Below are 18,927 nucleotides of genomic sequence, written 5' to 3' on the forward strand. Positions count from 1 at the left end.
AACATATAACGTTATACATAAAAATTATTCTAGGAGCGTGATGAAAAATGACAAACGAATTGCATGTGCTAGAAAAAGAAGAGGTAGAAAGTGAAGATTTTATACAGCAACCACAAGCCGCTGAGACATTGTTCGTAAATGAGTTTATTGATGGTATTTTAGATCCATCACAAAAGATGTTAGGGCCGGTTAAGGATGGTGGAACGATTATTGCCAATACAACACCTGGATGTTGGGGACCCATGCTTACACCCACTATTCGTGGAGGACATGAAGTAACGAAGCCTGTGTTTGTAGAAGGGGCAGAGGTGGGTGACGCTATTGTTATAAAAATTAAATCGATTCAGGTCACATCGCTTGCAACTTCGTCTGGTCATGATGAGGCAATTGTAGATCGATTCATTGGCGATCCGTTTGTTTCTGTAAAATGTCCAGGCTGTGGCAAACTTCACCCAAGCACAGTTGTCAAAGGAATAGGTCCACATGCAATTCGATGTTCGACATGTGATACAGAAACGGCACCTTTTAAAATGACAAATGGCTATACGATGGCACTAGATCATAAAGGGCAAATGGGTGTGACTGTTGGACGAGAGGGTGCTAGACGAATTGCACTTGATGCCAGAAATTACATGAGAACACCTGAAAATTCTGTACAAAATCCTGTTGTTGCATTAGCTCCCAGCGACTTAGTAGGCGTAATAGCAAGAATGCGTCCATTTTTAGGTCAGCTTGGTACAACCCCTTCGAAAGCGATGCCAGATTCTCATAATGCTGGAGATTTTGGTTCATTCTTAATTGGAGCACCACATGAATATGCCTTTACCCAAGATGAATTGGATTTACATCGTACCGATGGACATATGGATATTAGCCGAGTGCGAGAAGGAGCGACTATAATTTGTCCGGTCAAGATACCAGGCGGTGGTGTATATATTGGAGACATGCATGCCATGCAAGGGGATGGCGAGATTGCTGGTCATACAACCGATGTAGCGGGTATTGTCCAGCTTCAAGTGAAGGTCTTGAAAAAAGTAGCATTGGAAGGCCCAATTTTACTACCAAATGTAGAAGATTTACCTTATACAGCAAAGCCCTTTACAAAGGAAGAAAAACGTCGTGCACGTGAGCTAGCGGAGGAATTCGGTGTTAAACAGGTAGAGGATGTATTTCCAGTGTCGGTGGTTGGTTCTGGTAAAACGTTAAATGAGGCGACTGATAACGCGATAAGTCGAGCTGCGAAGCTATTTGAGATGAGCGAGCCAGAGGTTTTAAATAGAGCAACAATCACAGGCTCCATTGAAATCGGACGCCATCCAGGAGTTGTCACAGCCACTTTCCAAGTACCTAAAACAATATTGAAAAAGGTAAGAATATATAAAACTGTGAAAAGGCAATATGACTAATAGATGATTTCTTGCAAAAGCAAACTTTTAAAAGTTTGCTTTTTTGTATGAGTTATAAGTTGAAAAAGTAAATGTTTGTCTGAAATTTGAAGTTTGGATTGAAATCTATTGTCGTGTTGATATAATAGTTAAAGTTTAACAATGATTAACATGTTCGTATTTAAATAGATGAGTATTGAAGAGAAAAGTTGGTGTCCAATGACAGAAATCCTAGGTGTGGAAAATAAGATAGAGAAAAAGAATAGCATTAAACCCTTTATATTAAAAATGAGAGGAGGAGGTCATGCGCCTTCTCGAACAAATTTCGCTGATGCCTTTACTGGAGCAATGGGTGGATTAATATGCATTTTTGTGTTGCTATGGTTAACCAACTTTACTGATTCACCTTGGCTAATGGCATCATTAGGTGGTAGCTGCGTGCTTGTATTTGTCGTCTGGAATGCACCTTTGTCTCAGCCTCGAAATATAATCGGAGGTCATTTTATTTCCGCCTTTATTGGCTTGGCCATGTATTCCTTATTAGGTTCCAATATATTGTCGATTAGTCTAGGTGTTGGATTAACCATATTTTTTATGGCCTTTTTAGGTGTCATTCATCCGCCAGCAGGCGCCAATCCTATAATTATTATTTTAGGAGGTTACGGTTGGAGTTACTTACTCACACCGGTGTTAATTGGAGCAGTCATCATTGTGTTTTTCGGGTTGTTGATAAATAATTTACGAGAAAAAAGAAAATATCCGATGTTTTGGTAATGAAGTTATCCATCTATGAAGTGTGTTCACTTAATAGATGGTTTTTTTATTTGTTAACGTTTTCGCTATGCATACCAAAATTTCTTTAGCATATGTTAGTTAAGATTTGTTATATTGAAGAAAGAGTGTAAAAAACATGTATTTGAATGATAGGGGAAGATCGTTGTTGGTAGAATTTGATGGGAGGATCCAATTGTATGCTGTTGGACTGTGATGAGCAATTATTCATGGCGTATAAACAAAGAAGTGAAAAGGGTGCTGAAAATATACTAGCAACATGGCTGGAGGCAGAGTCCAATCTGCAAGAAGATCCAAAAATACTTGGTACTTCGCTTTCACCCAATCTATTTTTAGTAGACGAAGAAACGGCTAAGAATATTGCTTTTTCCACAGCACGTAAATACTGGGGTCATGTATCAACAGAAATGCAAATGTATTTTGACAAATATGGTTTAGATTCAAAATTCGTGAATGAGCGGCTTAGTGCTTTTTTCTATACGCAAAAAGGCAAAGATACTTTTTTTGAGCAGCTTTTTGCACAACATACAATAGACCTAGAACGATTAATTTGGTTAGTTTTTGGGAAACGAATGCAAATAGCTATGCCAGTTAATGAGCTACAATCAATTATTTTATATAAATTTCAAGATGAATATTTAGTGCATATGATGTATAAAGAGCATGCATCTTTTTGGCATTGGCTTTTCACAAAAAAAGTTTATTCACTTCTTATCCACAGACCTTTAGAGCAATTCACATTTCTTTATGAAATAATGGGACATTTCGAGCAATCTGTGAGAGAAAATTGTGAACATGTGGATAACTTTGTGAATAACTATAAATCAATACTGGATAAGTGTATAACTCATGTGGATAAGCATAATGCTAGCTGTTTGGCAAAGAAACAGTTACGTCTTTACCAAATTGTTACTCATTATTGCTTATCAGAAGGTGATTTTAATAGTGTTAAAGCGTTTATTACCTCATTCGAAGCGGAATGGCGCTATTCAATGTATGCACTATCAGAGAAGGAAAAAGTATTAATTGCCTATATTTTATTTCATATAGCCAATAAAGAACAGCAGAGTGAAGAAGTTATACATTATGGTGAATATTTATTAGAAGATGAACGAATAAATAATTACGCTATTGAAATATTACTTGAGTATAAAGAGCTATTACCAAATCGTAAACCAACACCACCTGCCATTATTAAAAATTATCAGCTAAATTATTTAGAAAATTTATATGCTATTCTACTTGAGCATTATGTAAAAATGGCACGTTATGAGGATGGCTTACTTTTATTAAAGGAGCATGTCCTAGCATCTAATAAAAAAATTAATACTTCATTAGTACAAAAAAACTTTAGTAGTGAACAGCTTATTGCGATTGAGGCGTATGTTCAACAGGATATAGCACTACATGTGAATAACTCTCTCCAACATATTGGTTTGTCTGTGGAAGAGTGGCGACGCAATTATCGTCAACCAGATGCACCATACTATGTTGTAGCACAAAGTGCCTCTCTGCATATGTTAAATATTTTAAGAGTATTGTTTGTAACTGAGCAGTTCGAGCTTTTTGAAAAATTAATGGAAATCTATAAAAAATATCTGCTAATTGATGATCACTTTGAAAGCCTTCGTATGTTTATTAGTGCGTATGTATAAAAAAGATGATGTCAACGGCAGAAAAAGCAACTTTGCAAGGTGAGAGGTTGATTTCCGTTCCGCCAACATCCTTTCCAGGGGGCGTCCGATGAGCCGCTCCACTCACTTGCGTTCGTTCCAGGGTCTCATCTGTGACGCAGGCTCCACTCCAATCAACCATGCTGCAAATTTTCATAGTAGCTTAGCGATTAAATAGCCCATTATTTGTATTCTTAGAGGGGATAAGCTCTTATTGGAGAAGTGATGCGTGACAACACCTCTCCATAAAGAGTAGTAAATACCTTCACTTTATTTGAAAACCTTTGCTAAAAAGTTAAATATTTATGGGTTGGAGTGGAGGGCTACTTCACTCCCGTGGGATAGCGAGACAGGTAAAACTCTAAACGGAGCGGTAGCGGAGGAAGCGATTCGGCGCTCGCCCACAGGAAAGCAAGTAGCCTGCAACGGAGATCCATTTCTACTTTTCAATTGACTGTTTTGTTTTTCAACACTAAGAAAGGTGTCTAATACGTCACAGTATTAGACACCTTTTTTTACTCTAAAACACCTTTTTCTTTCAAAGCATCGATTTGTTCAGCATCAAAGCCCAGAGACAATAAAACTTCCTCATTATGCTCGCCTAACTTAGCACCAACATGCTTGTATTCAGGCTGCGCACCATCAAATTTAAACGGAGAAGCAATTTGTTTTTGCATAGTCCCATCGCTTTTGGGAATAGTCACAATCATCTCCCGTGCTTTTAGCTGCGGATGTTCACATGCTTCAGGAAATGTTAGAACTGGCTCAACACAACCTTCAAAATCCTCATTAAATACTTCAAGCCATTCCTCATATGTCTTGGACAAAAAGGCATCGTGAACAGCTTCTTTAAAACGAATTTGCGTATAGTAGGAATCATTGAAGGTATTATCGATCAACTCAGGAATATCGAGTGCTTCACAGAGCAATTTGCGAAATTGAGGCTCTAAACTACCGACAGAGAAAAATCGTCCATCCTTTGTTTTGTAAAAATCATAGTAACTGCCTCCGTTTAAAATTTCTTGCTCTGGCTGTGGAACACGTCCACCTCCAATAAAGGCAGCACCATACATAGCATTAAGTGAAAAGACAGCATCTGTCATACTTATATCGATGAATTGTCCTTCCCCTGTTTTTTCACGATGAAGTGCAGCAGCCAGCACGCCAATTGCGGCATGCATTGTTCCCCCAGCTATATCAGCTAGTTGAACTCCCATCGAAACAGGCTTTTTATCTTTATGGCGCGAATAATCGAGTACGCCTGCTAAGGATAGATAGTTATTATCGTGTCCAGGTCGATTACTATAAGGCCCTGTTTGTCCATAGCCAGTAATCGCACAATAAATAACCTTAGGATTTATTTCTTTAAGAGCTTCATAGCCAATGCCAAGTCGCTGCATCACTCCAGGTCGAAACCCCTCGATAATAACGTCATATTCCTGTACAAGTGATTTAACAATGTTGATAGCTTCTGGTGATTTTAAATTTAACGTAATTGATTTTTTTGATCGATTTAAATGTTGATGGATATATGCCTCATGATCATCATCATAGGGAGGCATAATTCGTGTTAAATCAACACGCTTTGAAGATTCAACATGGATGACATCTGCTCCTAAATCAGCAAATATCATTGTCGCCATTGGTCCTGGTAGTAATGCAGAAAAATCGAGAATTTTTAACCCCTTTAAAATGCCCAAATCTTCCAACCCCTTTTTGTGTAGGCTACACAACCATCTGTATGATGATGGCAGAGTAGCGCTTTTCTCATAATCCCCATTGTGTGAAAAGCGTATTTTATATACTGTATTATTACAGTTTATTATATTTTAATGAGTATTATAACAGATTGAATCTTAACTTGCCTACGCTAATTTTTATTATAAAATAAACGCTTCAACTTTTATATGTCAGAATAACAATAAAAGTAAAAAAATTTAGAATTTAGATTTTCTATCAAATTTCAGATAATTAGCGTCAGCTGTTGGAATATTTAATCTAAGTAACTAAAATGTTGGAATTTTGTTTACTAGATTCTATATGATATGACCTCTTTTATTGATACAATCCTAGAGGTGTGTCGGATTCTTCTTACACAATTATGAAATGATACTTTTACCTATAGGAGTCTTTGCTTATAATAAGCACTAATTGTTTAAAGAATTTTTCAAAATATACATATAAAAACAACGTAAATAGGAGGGAAGAAATGAAATCGCATCAGTTAAAATTAAAGCATCTTATAATGGGCGTAGCGATGGCCGCATTCTTTTTCACAAGCATTGGTAGTGTTTGGGGCGGCTATAGGATGAACGTTGATTCTATTAAGGAAAATACGCTAGAAACGAATAGAGTTTATGCTCAAAAATTGGCATCAACTGCTGATTCCTATCTACATGAAGCTTTTCAAATCTTAGGATATAGTGCGAATCAGGTCAACACAAAAATGGATGATGAACAAGCATTGAATCAGGAAACGGAGCGTTTGAGATTGCAAAATCAAATGTTCAATTCGGTGGTCATAACAAATGCAAAGGGACTTGTTTTGTCTGTCTCCCCACCATCTATAGAAATTAAAGGAGAGGTTTTAACATCAATTGGTGCTAAAGAGGCATTAGCCAAAAAGACACCACTCATCTCTAAACCCTATGAGGCGATGACAGGACGGCTCATCATTTTTATATCGCATCCTATTTTCTCAGAGTCCAATGAGTATCTGGGAATGATCGCAGGCACTATTTATTTAAAGGAACCTAATGCCTTTAAAACCTTATTGGGAGAGCATTATAGTAAGGATGGTTCTTACGTATATGTAGTTGATTCTGATGGACGAGTTATCTATCATCAAGATCCAAGCCGTATTAATGATGTTGTAACGAAAAATAAAGTCGTTCAAGCTGTTATATCTGGCAAGGATGGTGCCCAACTAGTTGAGAACACAAAAGGGGTAAAAATGCTTGCTGGCTATAGTGCAGTGGCAACGACAGGGTGGGGAGTTGTTGCGCAGAAACCATTAGACGTAGCATTAGCACCTTCATTTGATCGTGTACAGGAAGTCATTATAAAATCTGTACCCCTTATGGTTGTTTCGATTATTATCGTACTTTGGGCTGCAGCACGCATTGCTAATCCCTTACAGCAACTAGCATCTTTGACAGAGGAAAGTCTAGATAAGAAAAATGTAGAAGGATTAAAATCTGTTAGTGGATGGTACTTTGAAGCGTATTCTTTGAAGAATGCATTGGTTCGAAGTTTATCGTTTTTACATGGACAGGTCTCTTTTTTCAAGGATCAATCTACAGTTGATCCACTGACGGGTATTACGAACAGACGAACAATGGATTCAATGCTTGCTGAGTGGTTAACAAATAAGGTACCGCATGCCATTATTTTGCTAGATTTAGATCACTTCAAAAGTGTGAATGATACATATGGTCATGCAATTGGCGATAAAGTTTTACAATTTTTATCTAGACATATGGAATCTGTAGCCCGTAAAGGAGATATATGCTGCCGATACGGGGGCGAGGAATTTGTCATGCTTTTGCCGAATACGACAGCAGAGGAAGCCGTACGAGTGGCTGAACAACTACGAGGAATTTTGGCCGATACAGTCAGCCCATGTGGTAGACCAGTAACATTATCTGCAGGAATAGCGGTCTATCCTGCAATGGCAGATACAACGGAGGCGCTAATTGAAGCGGCTGATGATGCACTTTACCTTGCGAAACAAGAGGGACGCAACCAAGTAAAAGTGGCAGTCTCAAAAACGAATTAAAAAAATATAACAAAAGAGCTTACAACTCAAATTTTTGGGGTAATGATTAATGCAAACATCATTTGGGCAAGCTATGTGTAAGTCATCCGCCATATGACTTTTAAACCATGTTCAAATGATATGTAACTCGGGCCACATCTCTTGATCGACTTGACAAGACGTAAGGTTATCCCCCTTTCCCTTATGACACCCCAAGTACGACTGGATGTATGCCTATATATCGTCAAAAGCCAAGCGAGCATCGATGCTCCTTGGCTTTTTTTGTTGAGTGCTTTAGTGAAGTTCATTTGATATTTGGTGGGGAATACAAATAGGATGGAATCCTTATGAAATGCTTGGGAATAATTGGGTTGTCCTAATGAGGAGTGTGGGAGTGATCACAAAAGTGAGGAATCCGCTCAAAGAGAGTGAGGAGGTGATCACAAAAGTGAGGAATCTGCTCATAAGGAGTAAGAAAGTGATCACAAAAGAGTTGCCCCCGCTCATAAGGAGTAAAGAAGTGATCGAAAAAGAGTTGCCCCCGCTCACAAGGAGTCTGAAAGTGATCGAAAAAGAGCTGCCGCCGCTCATAAGAAGTCTGAAAGTAATCCTTAGAAATCAATCCTACCTGGTTACTAAGGGGAATTGAAACTATTTTTCGACAAAGAGGGTAGCATAGTCTGAAACTATTATACGTATCAAGAATTTTACCTGACTATTTTAGATTTATCTATGAAGGTTCACTAGTCTATGGTCGATATAAAGAGTATGAGGAATATGATATTTGAACGTATCAAAATACATAAGCGAAAGGAAGAGTGGAATGGATAAATCTAAAATCCAAAAAGTAAATAAAGCCTTGATTGCAACAGTATTTGCTTCAAGTGGAATTGCTGTTGTAGTACCTCCACCGAAAGCGGCAGCGGCTACTTCTCCCTTTACGGATATTAACCAATACACAGATCATTATAACGATATTCTAAAATTATATTCTCAAGGGGTAATTAAAGGGTTTGCCGATAATACATTTCGCCCGGATGTAAATGTAACACGAGGACAGGCTGCGAAAATGCTGGCAACTGTTTTAAACTTGGATACGAAAAATGTCCAAGATCCTTACTATAAAGATGTACCTAAGGGTAGCGAATATTATAAATATGTCGCTGCGTTGCAAAATGCGGGTATCATGTCAGGTTATTCAAACGGTACATTTATGCCAAATGAAGTCATTACTCGAGGTGAACTAGCCAAAATAGTAGTGGTCGGATTCCATCTAGAAGTATCTCAAAATTATAATAATGTTTTTAAGGATGTAAATAGCCAAACAAGCAATGCTATCTATATTCAAACAGTTATTGATTTAAATATTACAGAAGGTACAACACCTGTTACTTTCTCTCCATTTGCTCCAGTAACTCGTGGACAGTTTGCTTCATTTGTTGTCGGTTCACAAGAGAAGAAGGGCAATGAAACATCTTTCAAAATTACAGGTGTTGAAGACGATAAAGTTTATGTAAACGGTGAATCTTACACAATTCCAGAAAGCCTTTCTCATATTTTTAACGACTATAATGCACCTGTCTTAAAAGGCGCCTACATTGAGGGTGATCTTTCAGGGAAAGTAATTCGATCCATTTCAAAACTAACGCTCAATGCAAGTGGAACAAGTTCTCGTTCACTTGATTTCGATGGTAATTACGGATCTTTTGGTGCAACGATTGTTGTAAATGGTAATTATATTGAATTCTCTAATATGACATTGACAGGGGCAATGTTTGTCAATGAAACAGTTCGCCCACCTTTGCATATAGGGGCTGCAAACCGTCAACCATTAGCTCTTGGGCGTGTAGCAAGTAACAATATCTCATTTATCAATTGGTCGAATCCAGATAACAATAAAGGAGAAGATTCGTCAAATAACAATTCGAGCGATCTTCAAAATTGGACAAAACCAAATAATGATAATGACAAGCCATTCGTCAACTGGTCTAAAGAAAAAGAGGAAATGAAAAATGTTGAGAAGTACCTAGAATTCTATAACAGCAGTGTTTCTCGACTAGTAGTATCTCAAACAGGTACAAAAATTGAAACAAATACAAAACTACCACGTGTAGACATCATTGGAAATGTGCGAGAGTTTGAAATTCAAGGCAATATTGGTACGTTAAATTTAAATACTGAAACAAAGCTTACAATTTATGGTTCAGGAAATATTGATTGGATTAATTACAATAGCTACACAGATCTTCAGCTGTATATTGATGGGCGAATCGGCACATTATTCGTTGATAATTCATATGGCAAGATTGATATTGGAGATTATACGTATATTGATAAAGTTATTTTACCTAAGGACGTGTCACCAAATGATATCTTTGATGATTTCCTAGATGATAAAGATAATGTTGGGGAAATTACTGATCCAGATGGCAAACCAATCGATAAAGACGATAATGAGAACCAGAATCCTGATGATAAAACAAAACCTCTCATTAGTATTACGGAGCTCAAAATACTAAATGGTAGTGAGATACAAGCAGATTTCACATCAGATGAAGTCGGTACTTACTACTATATTGTGCGTGAAAAGGATGCAGAGGCACCAAATAAAAGTGAAATGGTCAACCGCCTCTCAAATAAGAACGTAGCACATGGAACTGCGGCAGCCATCAAAGGAACCAACTCAATCAAGGTTTCCAATTTAGGTGAGAAAAAAGAATACGTCATCTACATCATGGTTGTGGATGGCTCGAAAAATGCATCAGATATAGCTTCTCAAGAGTTCCAAATGAAAGATGCATCACCACCAGCAGTAAAATCCTTACAAGTTACGCCTTTACATGGTGGAACAAGAGCTGAATTCAAGTTTACTGCAAGTGAACCTGGAGACTATTACTATTATTTACGCCCAAAAACTACAGCGCCTGATCCAACAACAGCAGATATCGTTGCTAATCCAACTGGTAAAGGGAAAGCAAAGGCTGGTGCACTAGGCATAACAGAAATTCTAACAGGCTTACAGGCTGAAACAGGCTATCAGCTTTATGTAGTGATGAAAGATGAGTCTGGCAACTTTTCAGTAGACCCTGCTGTAGCAAAGGATTTTACAACGAAAGAGCTTGATAATATTCATCCGTATGTCGAAAATAAAATTTTAGAACGAAAAGGGCTTAATCAAGTATATGTTTACTTCAACGAAAGGTTAGATAAAGAAACCGCGCAGGATGTTAAAAACTATGAATTATCCGGTACAGGGATAATTAACGTTACAGGGCAAAAAGTAATTAGTCCCGAAGAGGCTATTTATGAAGAATATGGTTCTGGCAAATCAAGAGTATTATTAAAAGTTCCTTCATTAAGCGGGTTTATTAATCATGATACTTTAACTGTAACAGTATTACCTGGAGTTAAAGATTTGGCATTTAATGATTTTGAAAATATAAGTACGGTTCCTTCTGGAGCTATTCCGAATAATTATGCAGAATATATGCACTCAGATATAGATACTCCAAAATTAAAAATTGAAAAGGTAATGAAAAATGCTGAAAAAACTAAGATTGAAGTAGAATTTTCAACAGATAAAGCGGGAACTTTCTACTATATGATTATGCCTCAAAATACAGATATGGATGCTCTAAATATAGACTCCCGTGATTTTATAGATGAGTTCACATCAAAACCAAGTGGCAAATTTGACAATAGTAGTGGTGCGAAAATTTATTTATTCAAGGAAGGTGAAAAGATAGCCAATAGAGGCAACACTAAATTTGATATTGTATTATCAGATTTGGCAGTTGATCCATTTACAAGTTATTCTGTATATATGGTAGTAAAGGATCGTTCCGGAAATTTATCTATCATTGAAGATGCCCTAATTGCTGATGATAGTAAGCCTCCACTAATTGGAGATATTCAAGTAACACCAAAAGGGGAGAAACCGGGGAAACCAGGAGAAGAGACTGCTGATATCACACTTAACTCTGATGAAAAAGGTTTTATATATTATGCTGCATTACCAAAATATAAGAAAAATCCAGTTAGCGGTGTGCTTGAGCTGAATCCAGATATATATGATAATAGTGGCAATTTAAAACCATTACCTGGAACAACTGATTCATCTAAAGATAGTGCTACAAGGAAAGCTGCCTTCTTAAGTGCTGCAACAGGCTATAAGCGTGCGTCATTAGATGCGGGTAATAATAAACTTTCAATTGATGGATTAATACCACATGAAGAATATGTATTATACATTGGAGTTGAAGACACACCTGGGAACTTCACAGTGCAACAAAGGGTAGGTACTACGCAAGAATATGGTGATGTTATGATGAAACCATTCTATGCGGACGGGACAGCACCAAAGATTGATCCGATTATCAAGAAAATTACAGATAAAGAATTCGATATTATTCCTAGAAATGATTCATCTACATTAACTTATAAAGAAGATCAAACATTCGTTATTACATTTTCTGAGGCAATTTCTTTATCAAGTGATACTGACTTGATTCCTGTAAAGGAAAATACTACAGCTACTATTAAGAAGTTAAAAGATGAGTTAGAGAGCTCTAGTTCGATTGGTTCAGGTGCAATTGATAAAATAGAGTGGGAAAAAACTTTAAATACGGCAGAACCACGCAGGTTAATTATTACATTTAATAAGAAAATTTCATCAAACTTTATGATTGATATGAATGCGACGACTCTGAAAGATATTAAGGATTTAGGGAAGCTATCTTTTGTTTCTGATAAATCTGTTGCTAAGTACGAACACCCTGCAGACTTTGAAAATAATACAATTCTAAAAGCAGAGCTTATTGGACCAAGTGGTGCAACTTCATCCCATGATTTGAAAGTAAGTATTGAAATTAACACAGAATTAAACCGAAAACAAAAATACTATTATGTAGTTACAAACAGTAATACAAAAATATTAACAGCTAAAGATATTATTGATACAGTGGATCATAAACAACTAACTCCTGGGGTAGTTGCATCTGATAAAGATGATGTACCTGTCAATACAAATAATGGAACAACAGGAGCAGCACCTTCAATTCTCTTAAAAGTGAGTACAAGTGAATTTAGGGAAGGACAAAAAGTTTACCTATTAACTATTGATCAATATGGTAATATTGTTATGGCTGTAAGTAATGATTTAAAACCTTATGTAACGATCACAAAAGCACCATAAAATTATAAAAAACCAAGTGGTTTTCCCCACTTGGTTTTTTAAGCTTTACATAATTACCGTAATTTTATAAAAAGTATCCAAATGCTGTTAATCTAAATAGTATTGCCTCCTTTCTATCGAAAATAGTATTCCTCATAACTAAAGGCTACCATTCCTTTTTTATTTAATTGATAATAATTATCATTTATAATATAAATACATATAAACCACTCCACCCAAAAAGGAGGACAATTTCATGAACATAGAAGACCACCTTTTACTCTGGAATCACGCTTCTATCAAGGTATTAGATGTACGTCATAGAATACTCAGTATAGGGGAAACATTGCAGCCATATAAATTACCAGCAAGTGTTTTTCTCATAGTCACTCGGGGAGATGCGCAAGTGCATCTGGATCAAACCAATTATCTTGTGCATCAGTTTCAAATTATACATAGTGGTAAAGGGACAGTTTTAGAGATTAATCAAATAAATAATGAACTAGAGTGCTATTTTATCTTTTATAAAGGTTCTGTTTCTTATCCTGTTGGTCAAAGGATTCTTCAGTTGTTTGAAAACAGAAATACATTTCAAGCGCAGTATAGCTTGACACCTAGGTATCCGATAGCTATTTATGAAAAAGTGCAGCTTATGCATGAAAGCTGGCAACAATCACAGTGGCTGGAACGTTTGCAAGTTAAAACATTATTTTATCAGATTGTATTAAGTATATATCAGCAGTTAAGTAGCCAAGAGAGCTATGTAAAACAAACAGGATTGGTAAGTCAAATAAAGGCGTATGTGGAAGAACATTATGCAGATTCGATAAAGCTGGAGCCTCTTGCAGAACGTTTAAATTATAGTGTGTCACATATATCTGCCGTATTTAAGAGAGAGACAAACTATAGCCTAGTTGAATATGTTATGCAATTAAGAATGAAAAAGGCTGTAACGCTATTAAAATCAACAAATGTACCTTTAAAAGAGATTGCGGCAAGTGTTGGCTATACAGATGTTCATTATTTTAATCGCCTTTTTAAAAGACATCTAGGGATATCACCAGGGAAATATAGAAAACTGGTATTGGATCGAGGCATGCTAGAAGATGCTCCACAAAACATCATGGAATCCTCCATTGATGAAAAAACACTCCAACGATATATTGATAGTGATAATCATTATCGATACAAAGAAGGAGGAAAATTTCAGATGGCTCGAAAAAATAAGTCAAATTTTGCAGCTACACTATTGCTGTGTTTGACGCTATTATTAGGTGCTTGCGCAAGTGGTGCCAATACAAATTCAGGCTCACAATCTCAAGCACAAAGTGAAACAAGTGGAGCAACACAGGTGGAAACCATTACATACCAAGCTGCGAGTGGAGAAGTAGAGATTCCAAAAAATCCGAAACGTATTGTAGTTGTAGCAGACAGCTATGCAGGGTATTTATTGGCATTAGGTATTAAACCTATTGGCATGTCGGATTTTGCGTTAAGCCATCCTTATTTTGAGGGTAAAATAGATGGTATTGAAAGTATTGGTGACAACAAATCTGTTGAAAAAATCTTGGAATTGAAACCAGATTTAATTATTGCCTTCGATGGCATGGAAGGCTTTGAAAACTTTGAAAAGATTGCGCCAACCGTTGGCATTAAGTATGGCGACCTGAGTTATCGCGAACAATTAGTGGAGTTCGGTAAGATGCTTAATAGAGAAAAAGAAGCTGCTCAATGGATTAGCAATTGGGATGAGAAAATTGAAAAGTACAAGCCAATTGTTCAAGAAGTTGTTGGAGAACAGACGGTCTCTATCATGGGTGGTACTGATAAAGAGGTTTACATATATGGTGATCATTACTCTAGAGGTGGAGAAATCATGTATGGGGAATTCCAATTAAATGCGCCCGACTTAGTTCAAAAGGAGGCGCTTGATTCAAAAGAATGGGGCGTTTCATTTTCTATTGAACGATTGCCAGATTATGCAGGAGATTTTATTTTTGTAGAAGACACAACGCTTGAATTTCTGAAGGAAAGCACATTATGGAATGAGTTGCCTGCAGTGAATAATAACATGGTTACGATATTGGATAGTAATGCTTCCTACTTTAATGACCCTGTTTCATTAGAGAAGCAGCTTGATTTAGTAGTGGAAGCCTTTAGTAATATGCAAAAAAATAAATAATATGAATAAATCATAAGCCAAACTACCATCAATCGTAGTTTGGCTTTTATTTGAGAATCATTTTCAATTATAATGATAGTAGCAAGAAGGTAGATAGGAGGAGTTAGGTGCATTATGAATGTTGATGACCATATATACCTGTGGGATCATGCTGCTATCAAAGTGCTGGATGTTAGGCATCAAGTTTTGAGAATGGGTGAAACGTTACAGTCTTATAAAATGCCTTCCAATGGTTTTATTTTTGTGTCTCGTGGAAGGGCGCAGGTTCAGCTCAATCAAATTGAGTATATTATTCAGCAGTTTCAAGTCATACATGGTAGTAAAGGAACGATCTTAGATATTTTTCTAACAGAGGATGAGCTGGAGTATTATTTGATTTTTTATAAAGTGACCATGCCTATTCCTACGAGCCAAGAAATAGTGAAACTCATGGATAGGAGTAATCCATTTCTGTTGCAATATAGCTATATACCAAATTACCCGATTTTTATTTATCACAAAGTTAAATTGATGGAGCAGGAATGGAGGAAGGCTGGTGGAATAAATCGCTTTTATGTGAAATCATTATTCTACCAATTTGTTCATAATTTATTACAGCAGCTTCATAGCCAAGGGATAGATATGATTAAGCCAGACCTTGTGAGACAGGTAATGATGTATATACAAGAGAATTATGCACAGAATTTAACACTAGAATCTATTGCGACTCATTTGAATTATAGTGTTCCTCATCTATCTTCCATCTTTAAAAAGAAAACGGGTTATAGTGTAATTGACTATGTAATTCAAACGCGCCTCGATATAGCAGCTAATTTATTAGTAGAGACAGATGCTACATTGAAAGAAATTGCTGAAAATGTAGGCTATAGGGACCCTTATTATTTAAGTCGCCTTTTTAAAAAGTATAAGGGTGTATCGCCATTACGCTTTAGAAAACAAGAAAGAAAAGATGCTATACATCGTCCTCAAAATATCATTGAATCGTCCATTGTGTGGCGGCAAATATGGCGATATATTGATAGTGATAATCATTATCAGTATCAGTATAAAGGAGAGGAAGATATACATATGCCTAGAGGTTCAAGAACTTCATTCACTGCAATAGCGCTACTTTGTATAACATTACTATTGGGCGCGTGTGCGGGAGGGACTACCAGTTCAAACAATGAAGCAACAGGACAGAATCAGCCTGTTGCAGAAAGCCAGTCTGCCAACTCATCTGAGACAAGAGTTTATAAGGATAGTCAAGGAGCAGCGGTAGAAATTCCTACAAATCCAGAACGAATTGTACTTCAGGGCAATTCGATCGGTGATTTACTTGCATTAGGCATAGAGCCTGTTGGGGTAGATCGTCGTTTTATCGAGAGCGGTGTTTTAGAAGATAACGGGAAAGTAAGTTCAACAGATATCGGCTTTCCAACAAACTTAGAGAAGGTTCTGACATTAAAGCCAGATTTGATTATGCTGTCATATGTTATGGATAATGAGGTCGAAGAAGCTTCTAAAATTGCACCAACTATTGTTTTTGATGGTATGCAGCCATTAAAGGATCGTTTACCAATCATTGCTGATATTGTTGGTAAAAAGGAAGAAGGAGAACAGCTACTGAATAAATATAATGAAGATGTCGATGCAATGTGGGAGCAGCTTCGTGCAGATGGTAAGGTAGCTGAGGGTGAAACGGCAGTAGTATTCCAATTTTATTGGAACAAGGCTATGTATGTGATGAAAACAGGTGGGGTAGCAGATTTACTGTATCAACCAAAAGGATTTGCTATGGACGAAAAGGTACAAGCACTGCAACCAAATAGTGGCCCGTATATTGAAATCACTCCAGAAGTGCTGCATGAAACACTTATTGGTGATCACTTATTTGTTGTCCTTTCTGCGGATAAAGAGGCGCAACAAGCTTTTGAGGAACTGAAGCAAGAGCCGCTGTGGAGCTCCTTACCAGCTGTAAAAAACAATAAAGTGCATTTCATAGAGGATAAATGGAATTATGATGATATGACAACAAGTAACATGCTACTAGAGGAATTTCCAAATATGCTAACAAAATAAGTAGATAGGAAAGGCTAGGGGGAAAACCTTAGCCTTTTTTTATTTAATCATCATCAGTGAATGCAACTGCTATATCAATAAGTAACTTAACTTACAAGTCGCCTGGAATTATTCTACAGTGAACTAAAGAGGACTGTTATAAGCTTTCATTAGAAAAACTTCTTAGATTTTCAAAGCTGTTAGAGAAATAGCAGGCTTTTTTGAAGAACTAAAATAAGAATTAGATACCATTAACTATACTTACTTGACTTTTAATGAGAACAATTATCAATTATAATGATTTCTATGATGAATGTTTCAATTATATTGAGGTGGATGTAAAATGTACAGATTAATGGACACAGCAATAATCGAATGGCGGGAAAAGGTTAATACATATACACTTCATACAAAATTTCCAACATTACTAGCTTGTGATGTTTCTATCAAAATTTCTTTAGATGGAGAATGGTTACGTCTAGATAAAAATGAAATGATATATCTTAGTGCAGGGAAAATCGTAAGGCTAGAAAAAGCACATCACCAAGTTGTTCATTTAAATATTGTATCTTTTCAAATGTACAGTCTTACTGAAGAAAATGCGGATTTGTTACTTTATCGTGTCGATCATAAGCATTTGCCTGCCCATGGCTCAATTGCTAGTGTAGAAACATTGTCGTATCGTGCTGTTACTCTCCTTCAAGATCTTATAGGTGAACAGCACTTTCATAGCAGACAAAATTACTTGTTGGAGGAATTACTACATTTATTTATCCAAGCTTTAAAGCCATCTAAAGAGAAAGTAGATTTGATTATGCGAGAAGCGCTAGTGTATATCAATCGCCATTACGATCAAAATCTAAATCGTTCACAATTGGCAGCGCTTATGGGCTTTAATACAAGTTATTTTTCAAGATTGTTTCAACAACAAATAGGGCGTAGTTTCTCCAAGCATTTGATGAGAGTGAGAATAGATAAAGCTAAAATGTATCTACTTTCAACGGATGCCACATTGAACGAGATTGCAAGAAAAGTTGGCTATACAGATGGACTCTATCTAAGCCGAAAGTTTAAACAAATTGTTGGCGTATCGCCAAGTGAGTATCGGCACAGACCAAAGCCAAGACGTATTGTAGCATTACAATATAGTGGTGATTTACTTGCTTTAGGTATACAGCCAATTGCTGCTCCTTTTGCACCATGGGAAGTATCCCCGCTTATACATCGTGAACTAAGTGGTACGATTGATCTGGAGCAAGATGGACTTCATCAACTAGAGAAAATGGACATTGACCTAATCATTGTGCCTGAATATTTATATTATTGGCCAGGCAAGTTAGAAAAACTAGAGCAGCTTGCACCCGTTTTGGTTTTACCATGGAATCAATTAGATCGACTGGAAGAAGTTCAACTTATAGGGAAAATTCTTGGATGTGAGGCAGAGGCAACGATGTGGGTTGAACAATATCAAACCATTACACATACAGCGGCTACTAAGCTTGAATTCATTATACAACCTCATGAAACAGTAGGCTTATATGAAGTTTGGGAGGATCATACAATATGTATTTGGAATACCACTGCAAGAGCTACTTATAATTTATATATTGGTTTAAAGTTAACGCCTCATCCACGTATTCAGCAAGAGGTGCTAGAGGTAGATAGTCATCTTTTTATAGAAGAAGATATATTGTCTGAATACGCTGCTAACCATATGTTTGTTGTCCTCCCAGAAGACTATTATAACGATTTTCCAAAGATGCTATTAAAGCGTAAAGCTTGGCAACAGTTACTTGAAGACCCCACAAGAAAACTTTACCCAATTAAGCTCAATGAATTTTGGTGCAACGACGGGTTAACGCTAGAAAAACAACTTAGTATTATGCTAGAAAAACTATTTAATCATTAACCAATGTCACGTTTGT

Annotated in this window: 10 protein-coding genes; 9 read left to right on the forward strand and 1 reads right to left on the reverse strand. The window is 36.7% G+C overall.

The genetic code is table 11. The annotated features are described in order from the left end of the window. The first annotated feature begins 47 nt into the window (after nucleotides 1-47). From JTI58_RS09975 to JTI58_RS09985, 3 genes are all read left to right on the forward strand, one after another. Nucleotides 48-1,406 carry an acetamidase/formamidase family protein gene (locus JTI58_RS09975; protein WP_205446457.1) on the forward strand — a complete coding sequence of 453 codons (1,359 nt, stop codon included), beginning with the start codon at nucleotides 48-50 and terminating at the stop codon, nucleotides 1,404-1,406. A gap of 198 nt (nucleotides 1,407-1,604) precedes the next feature. Further along, nucleotides 1,605-2,159 (forward strand): HPP family protein, encoded by a 555-nt coding sequence (locus tag JTI58_RS09980; protein WP_205446458.1) that lies wholly within the window; start codon nucleotides 1,605-1,607, stop codon nucleotides 2,157-2,159. Nucleotides 2,160-2,356: 197 nt separating this feature from the next. Next, on the forward strand, nucleotides 2,357-3,832 hold the full coding sequence (locus tag JTI58_RS09985) for a hypothetical protein (RefSeq protein ID WP_205446459.1): 1,476 nt from the start codon (nucleotides 2,357-2,359) through the stop codon (nucleotides 3,830-3,832). 533 nt (nucleotides 3,833-4,365) lie between these two features. Here JTI58_RS09985 and JTI58_RS09990 read toward each other — a convergent pair. After that, complete coding sequence (locus JTI58_RS09990; protein WP_205446460.1) at nucleotides 4,366-5,550, reverse strand: CaiB/BaiF CoA transferase family protein; 1,185 nt, start codon at nucleotides 5,548-5,550, stop codon at nucleotides 4,366-4,368. Nucleotides 5,551-6,059: 509 nt separating this feature from the next. Here JTI58_RS09990 and JTI58_RS09995 point away from each other — a divergent pair. The 6 genes from JTI58_RS09995 to JTI58_RS10020 all read left to right on the forward strand — a co-directional run bounded on the left by JTI58_RS09995 (nucleotide 6,060) and on the right by JTI58_RS10020 (nucleotide 18,911). Further along, on the forward strand, nucleotides 6,060-7,628 hold the full coding sequence (locus JTI58_RS09995; RefSeq protein WP_205446461.1) for a sensor domain-containing diguanylate cyclase: 1,569 nt from the start codon (nucleotides 6,060-6,062) through the stop codon (nucleotides 7,626-7,628). Nucleotides 7,629-8,001: 373 nt separating this feature from the next. Beyond that, the gene (locus tag JTI58_RS10000) at nucleotides 8,002-8,256 is read left to right on the forward strand and encodes a hypothetical protein (RefSeq protein WP_205446462.1); all 255 of its coding nucleotides are present in this window, start codon (nucleotides 8,002-8,004) and stop codon (nucleotides 8,254-8,256) included. 174 nt (nucleotides 8,257-8,430) lie between these two features. After that, complete coding sequence (locus tag JTI58_RS10005; protein WP_205446463.1) at nucleotides 8,431-12,801, forward strand: S-layer homology domain-containing protein; 4,371 nt, start codon at nucleotides 8,431-8,433, stop codon at nucleotides 12,799-12,801. A 235-nt stretch (nucleotides 12,802-13,036) separates the two neighbouring features. After that, nucleotides 13,037-14,962 (forward strand): AraC family transcriptional regulator, encoded by a 1,926-nt coding sequence (locus JTI58_RS10010; RefSeq protein WP_205446464.1) that lies wholly within the window; start codon nucleotides 13,037-13,039, stop codon nucleotides 14,960-14,962. Nucleotides 14,963-15,076: 114 nt separating this feature from the next. Next, nucleotides 15,077-17,023, forward strand: a complete 1,947-nt coding sequence (locus tag JTI58_RS10015; protein WP_205446465.1) for an AraC family transcriptional regulator — start codon at nucleotides 15,077-15,079, stop codon at nucleotides 17,021-17,023. 322 nt (nucleotides 17,024-17,345) lie between these two features. Next, on the forward strand, nucleotides 17,346-18,911 hold the full coding sequence (locus JTI58_RS10020; protein WP_205446466.1) for an AraC family transcriptional regulator: 1,566 nt from the start codon (nucleotides 17,346-17,348) through the stop codon (nucleotides 18,909-18,911). Nucleotides 18,912-18,927: the final 16 nt, after the last annotated feature.

Source organism: Lysinibacillus fusiformis, assembly GCF_016925635.1.
In the GTDB taxonomy this organism is placed as follows: domain Bacteria; phylum Bacillota; class Bacilli; order Bacillales_A; family Planococcaceae; genus Lysinibacillus; species Lysinibacillus fusiformis_F.

Excerpts from the sequence above, each read along its gene's own strand:
- JTI58_RS09975 (WP_205446457.1), top strand. The coding sequence starts at position 48 with ATGACAAACGAATTGCATGTGCTAGAAAAAGAAGAGGTAGAAAGTGAA.
- JTI58_RS09980 (WP_205446458.1), top strand. The coding sequence starts at position 1,605 with ATGACAGAAATCCTAGGTGTGGAAAATAAGATAGAGAAAAAGAATAGC.
- JTI58_RS09985 (WP_205446459.1), top strand. The coding sequence starts at position 2,357 with ATGCTGTTGGACTGTGATGAGCAATTATTCATGGCGTATAAACAAAGA.
- JTI58_RS09995 (WP_205446461.1), top strand. The coding sequence starts at position 6,060 with ATGAAATCGCATCAGTTAAAATTAAAGCATCTTATAATGGGCGTAGCG.
- JTI58_RS10005 (WP_205446463.1), top strand. The coding sequence starts at position 8,431 with ATGGATAAATCTAAAATCCAAAAAGTAAATAAAGCCTTGATTGCAACA.
- JTI58_RS10010 (WP_205446464.1), top strand. The coding sequence starts at position 13,037 with ATGAACATAGAAGACCACCTTTTACTCTGGAATCACGCTTCTATCAAG.
- JTI58_RS10015 (WP_205446465.1), top strand. The coding sequence starts at position 15,077 with ATGAATGTTGATGACCATATATACCTGTGGGATCATGCTGCTATCAAA.
- JTI58_RS10020 (WP_205446466.1), top strand. The coding sequence starts at position 17,346 with ATGTACAGATTAATGGACACAGCAATAATCGAATGGCGGGAAAAGGTT.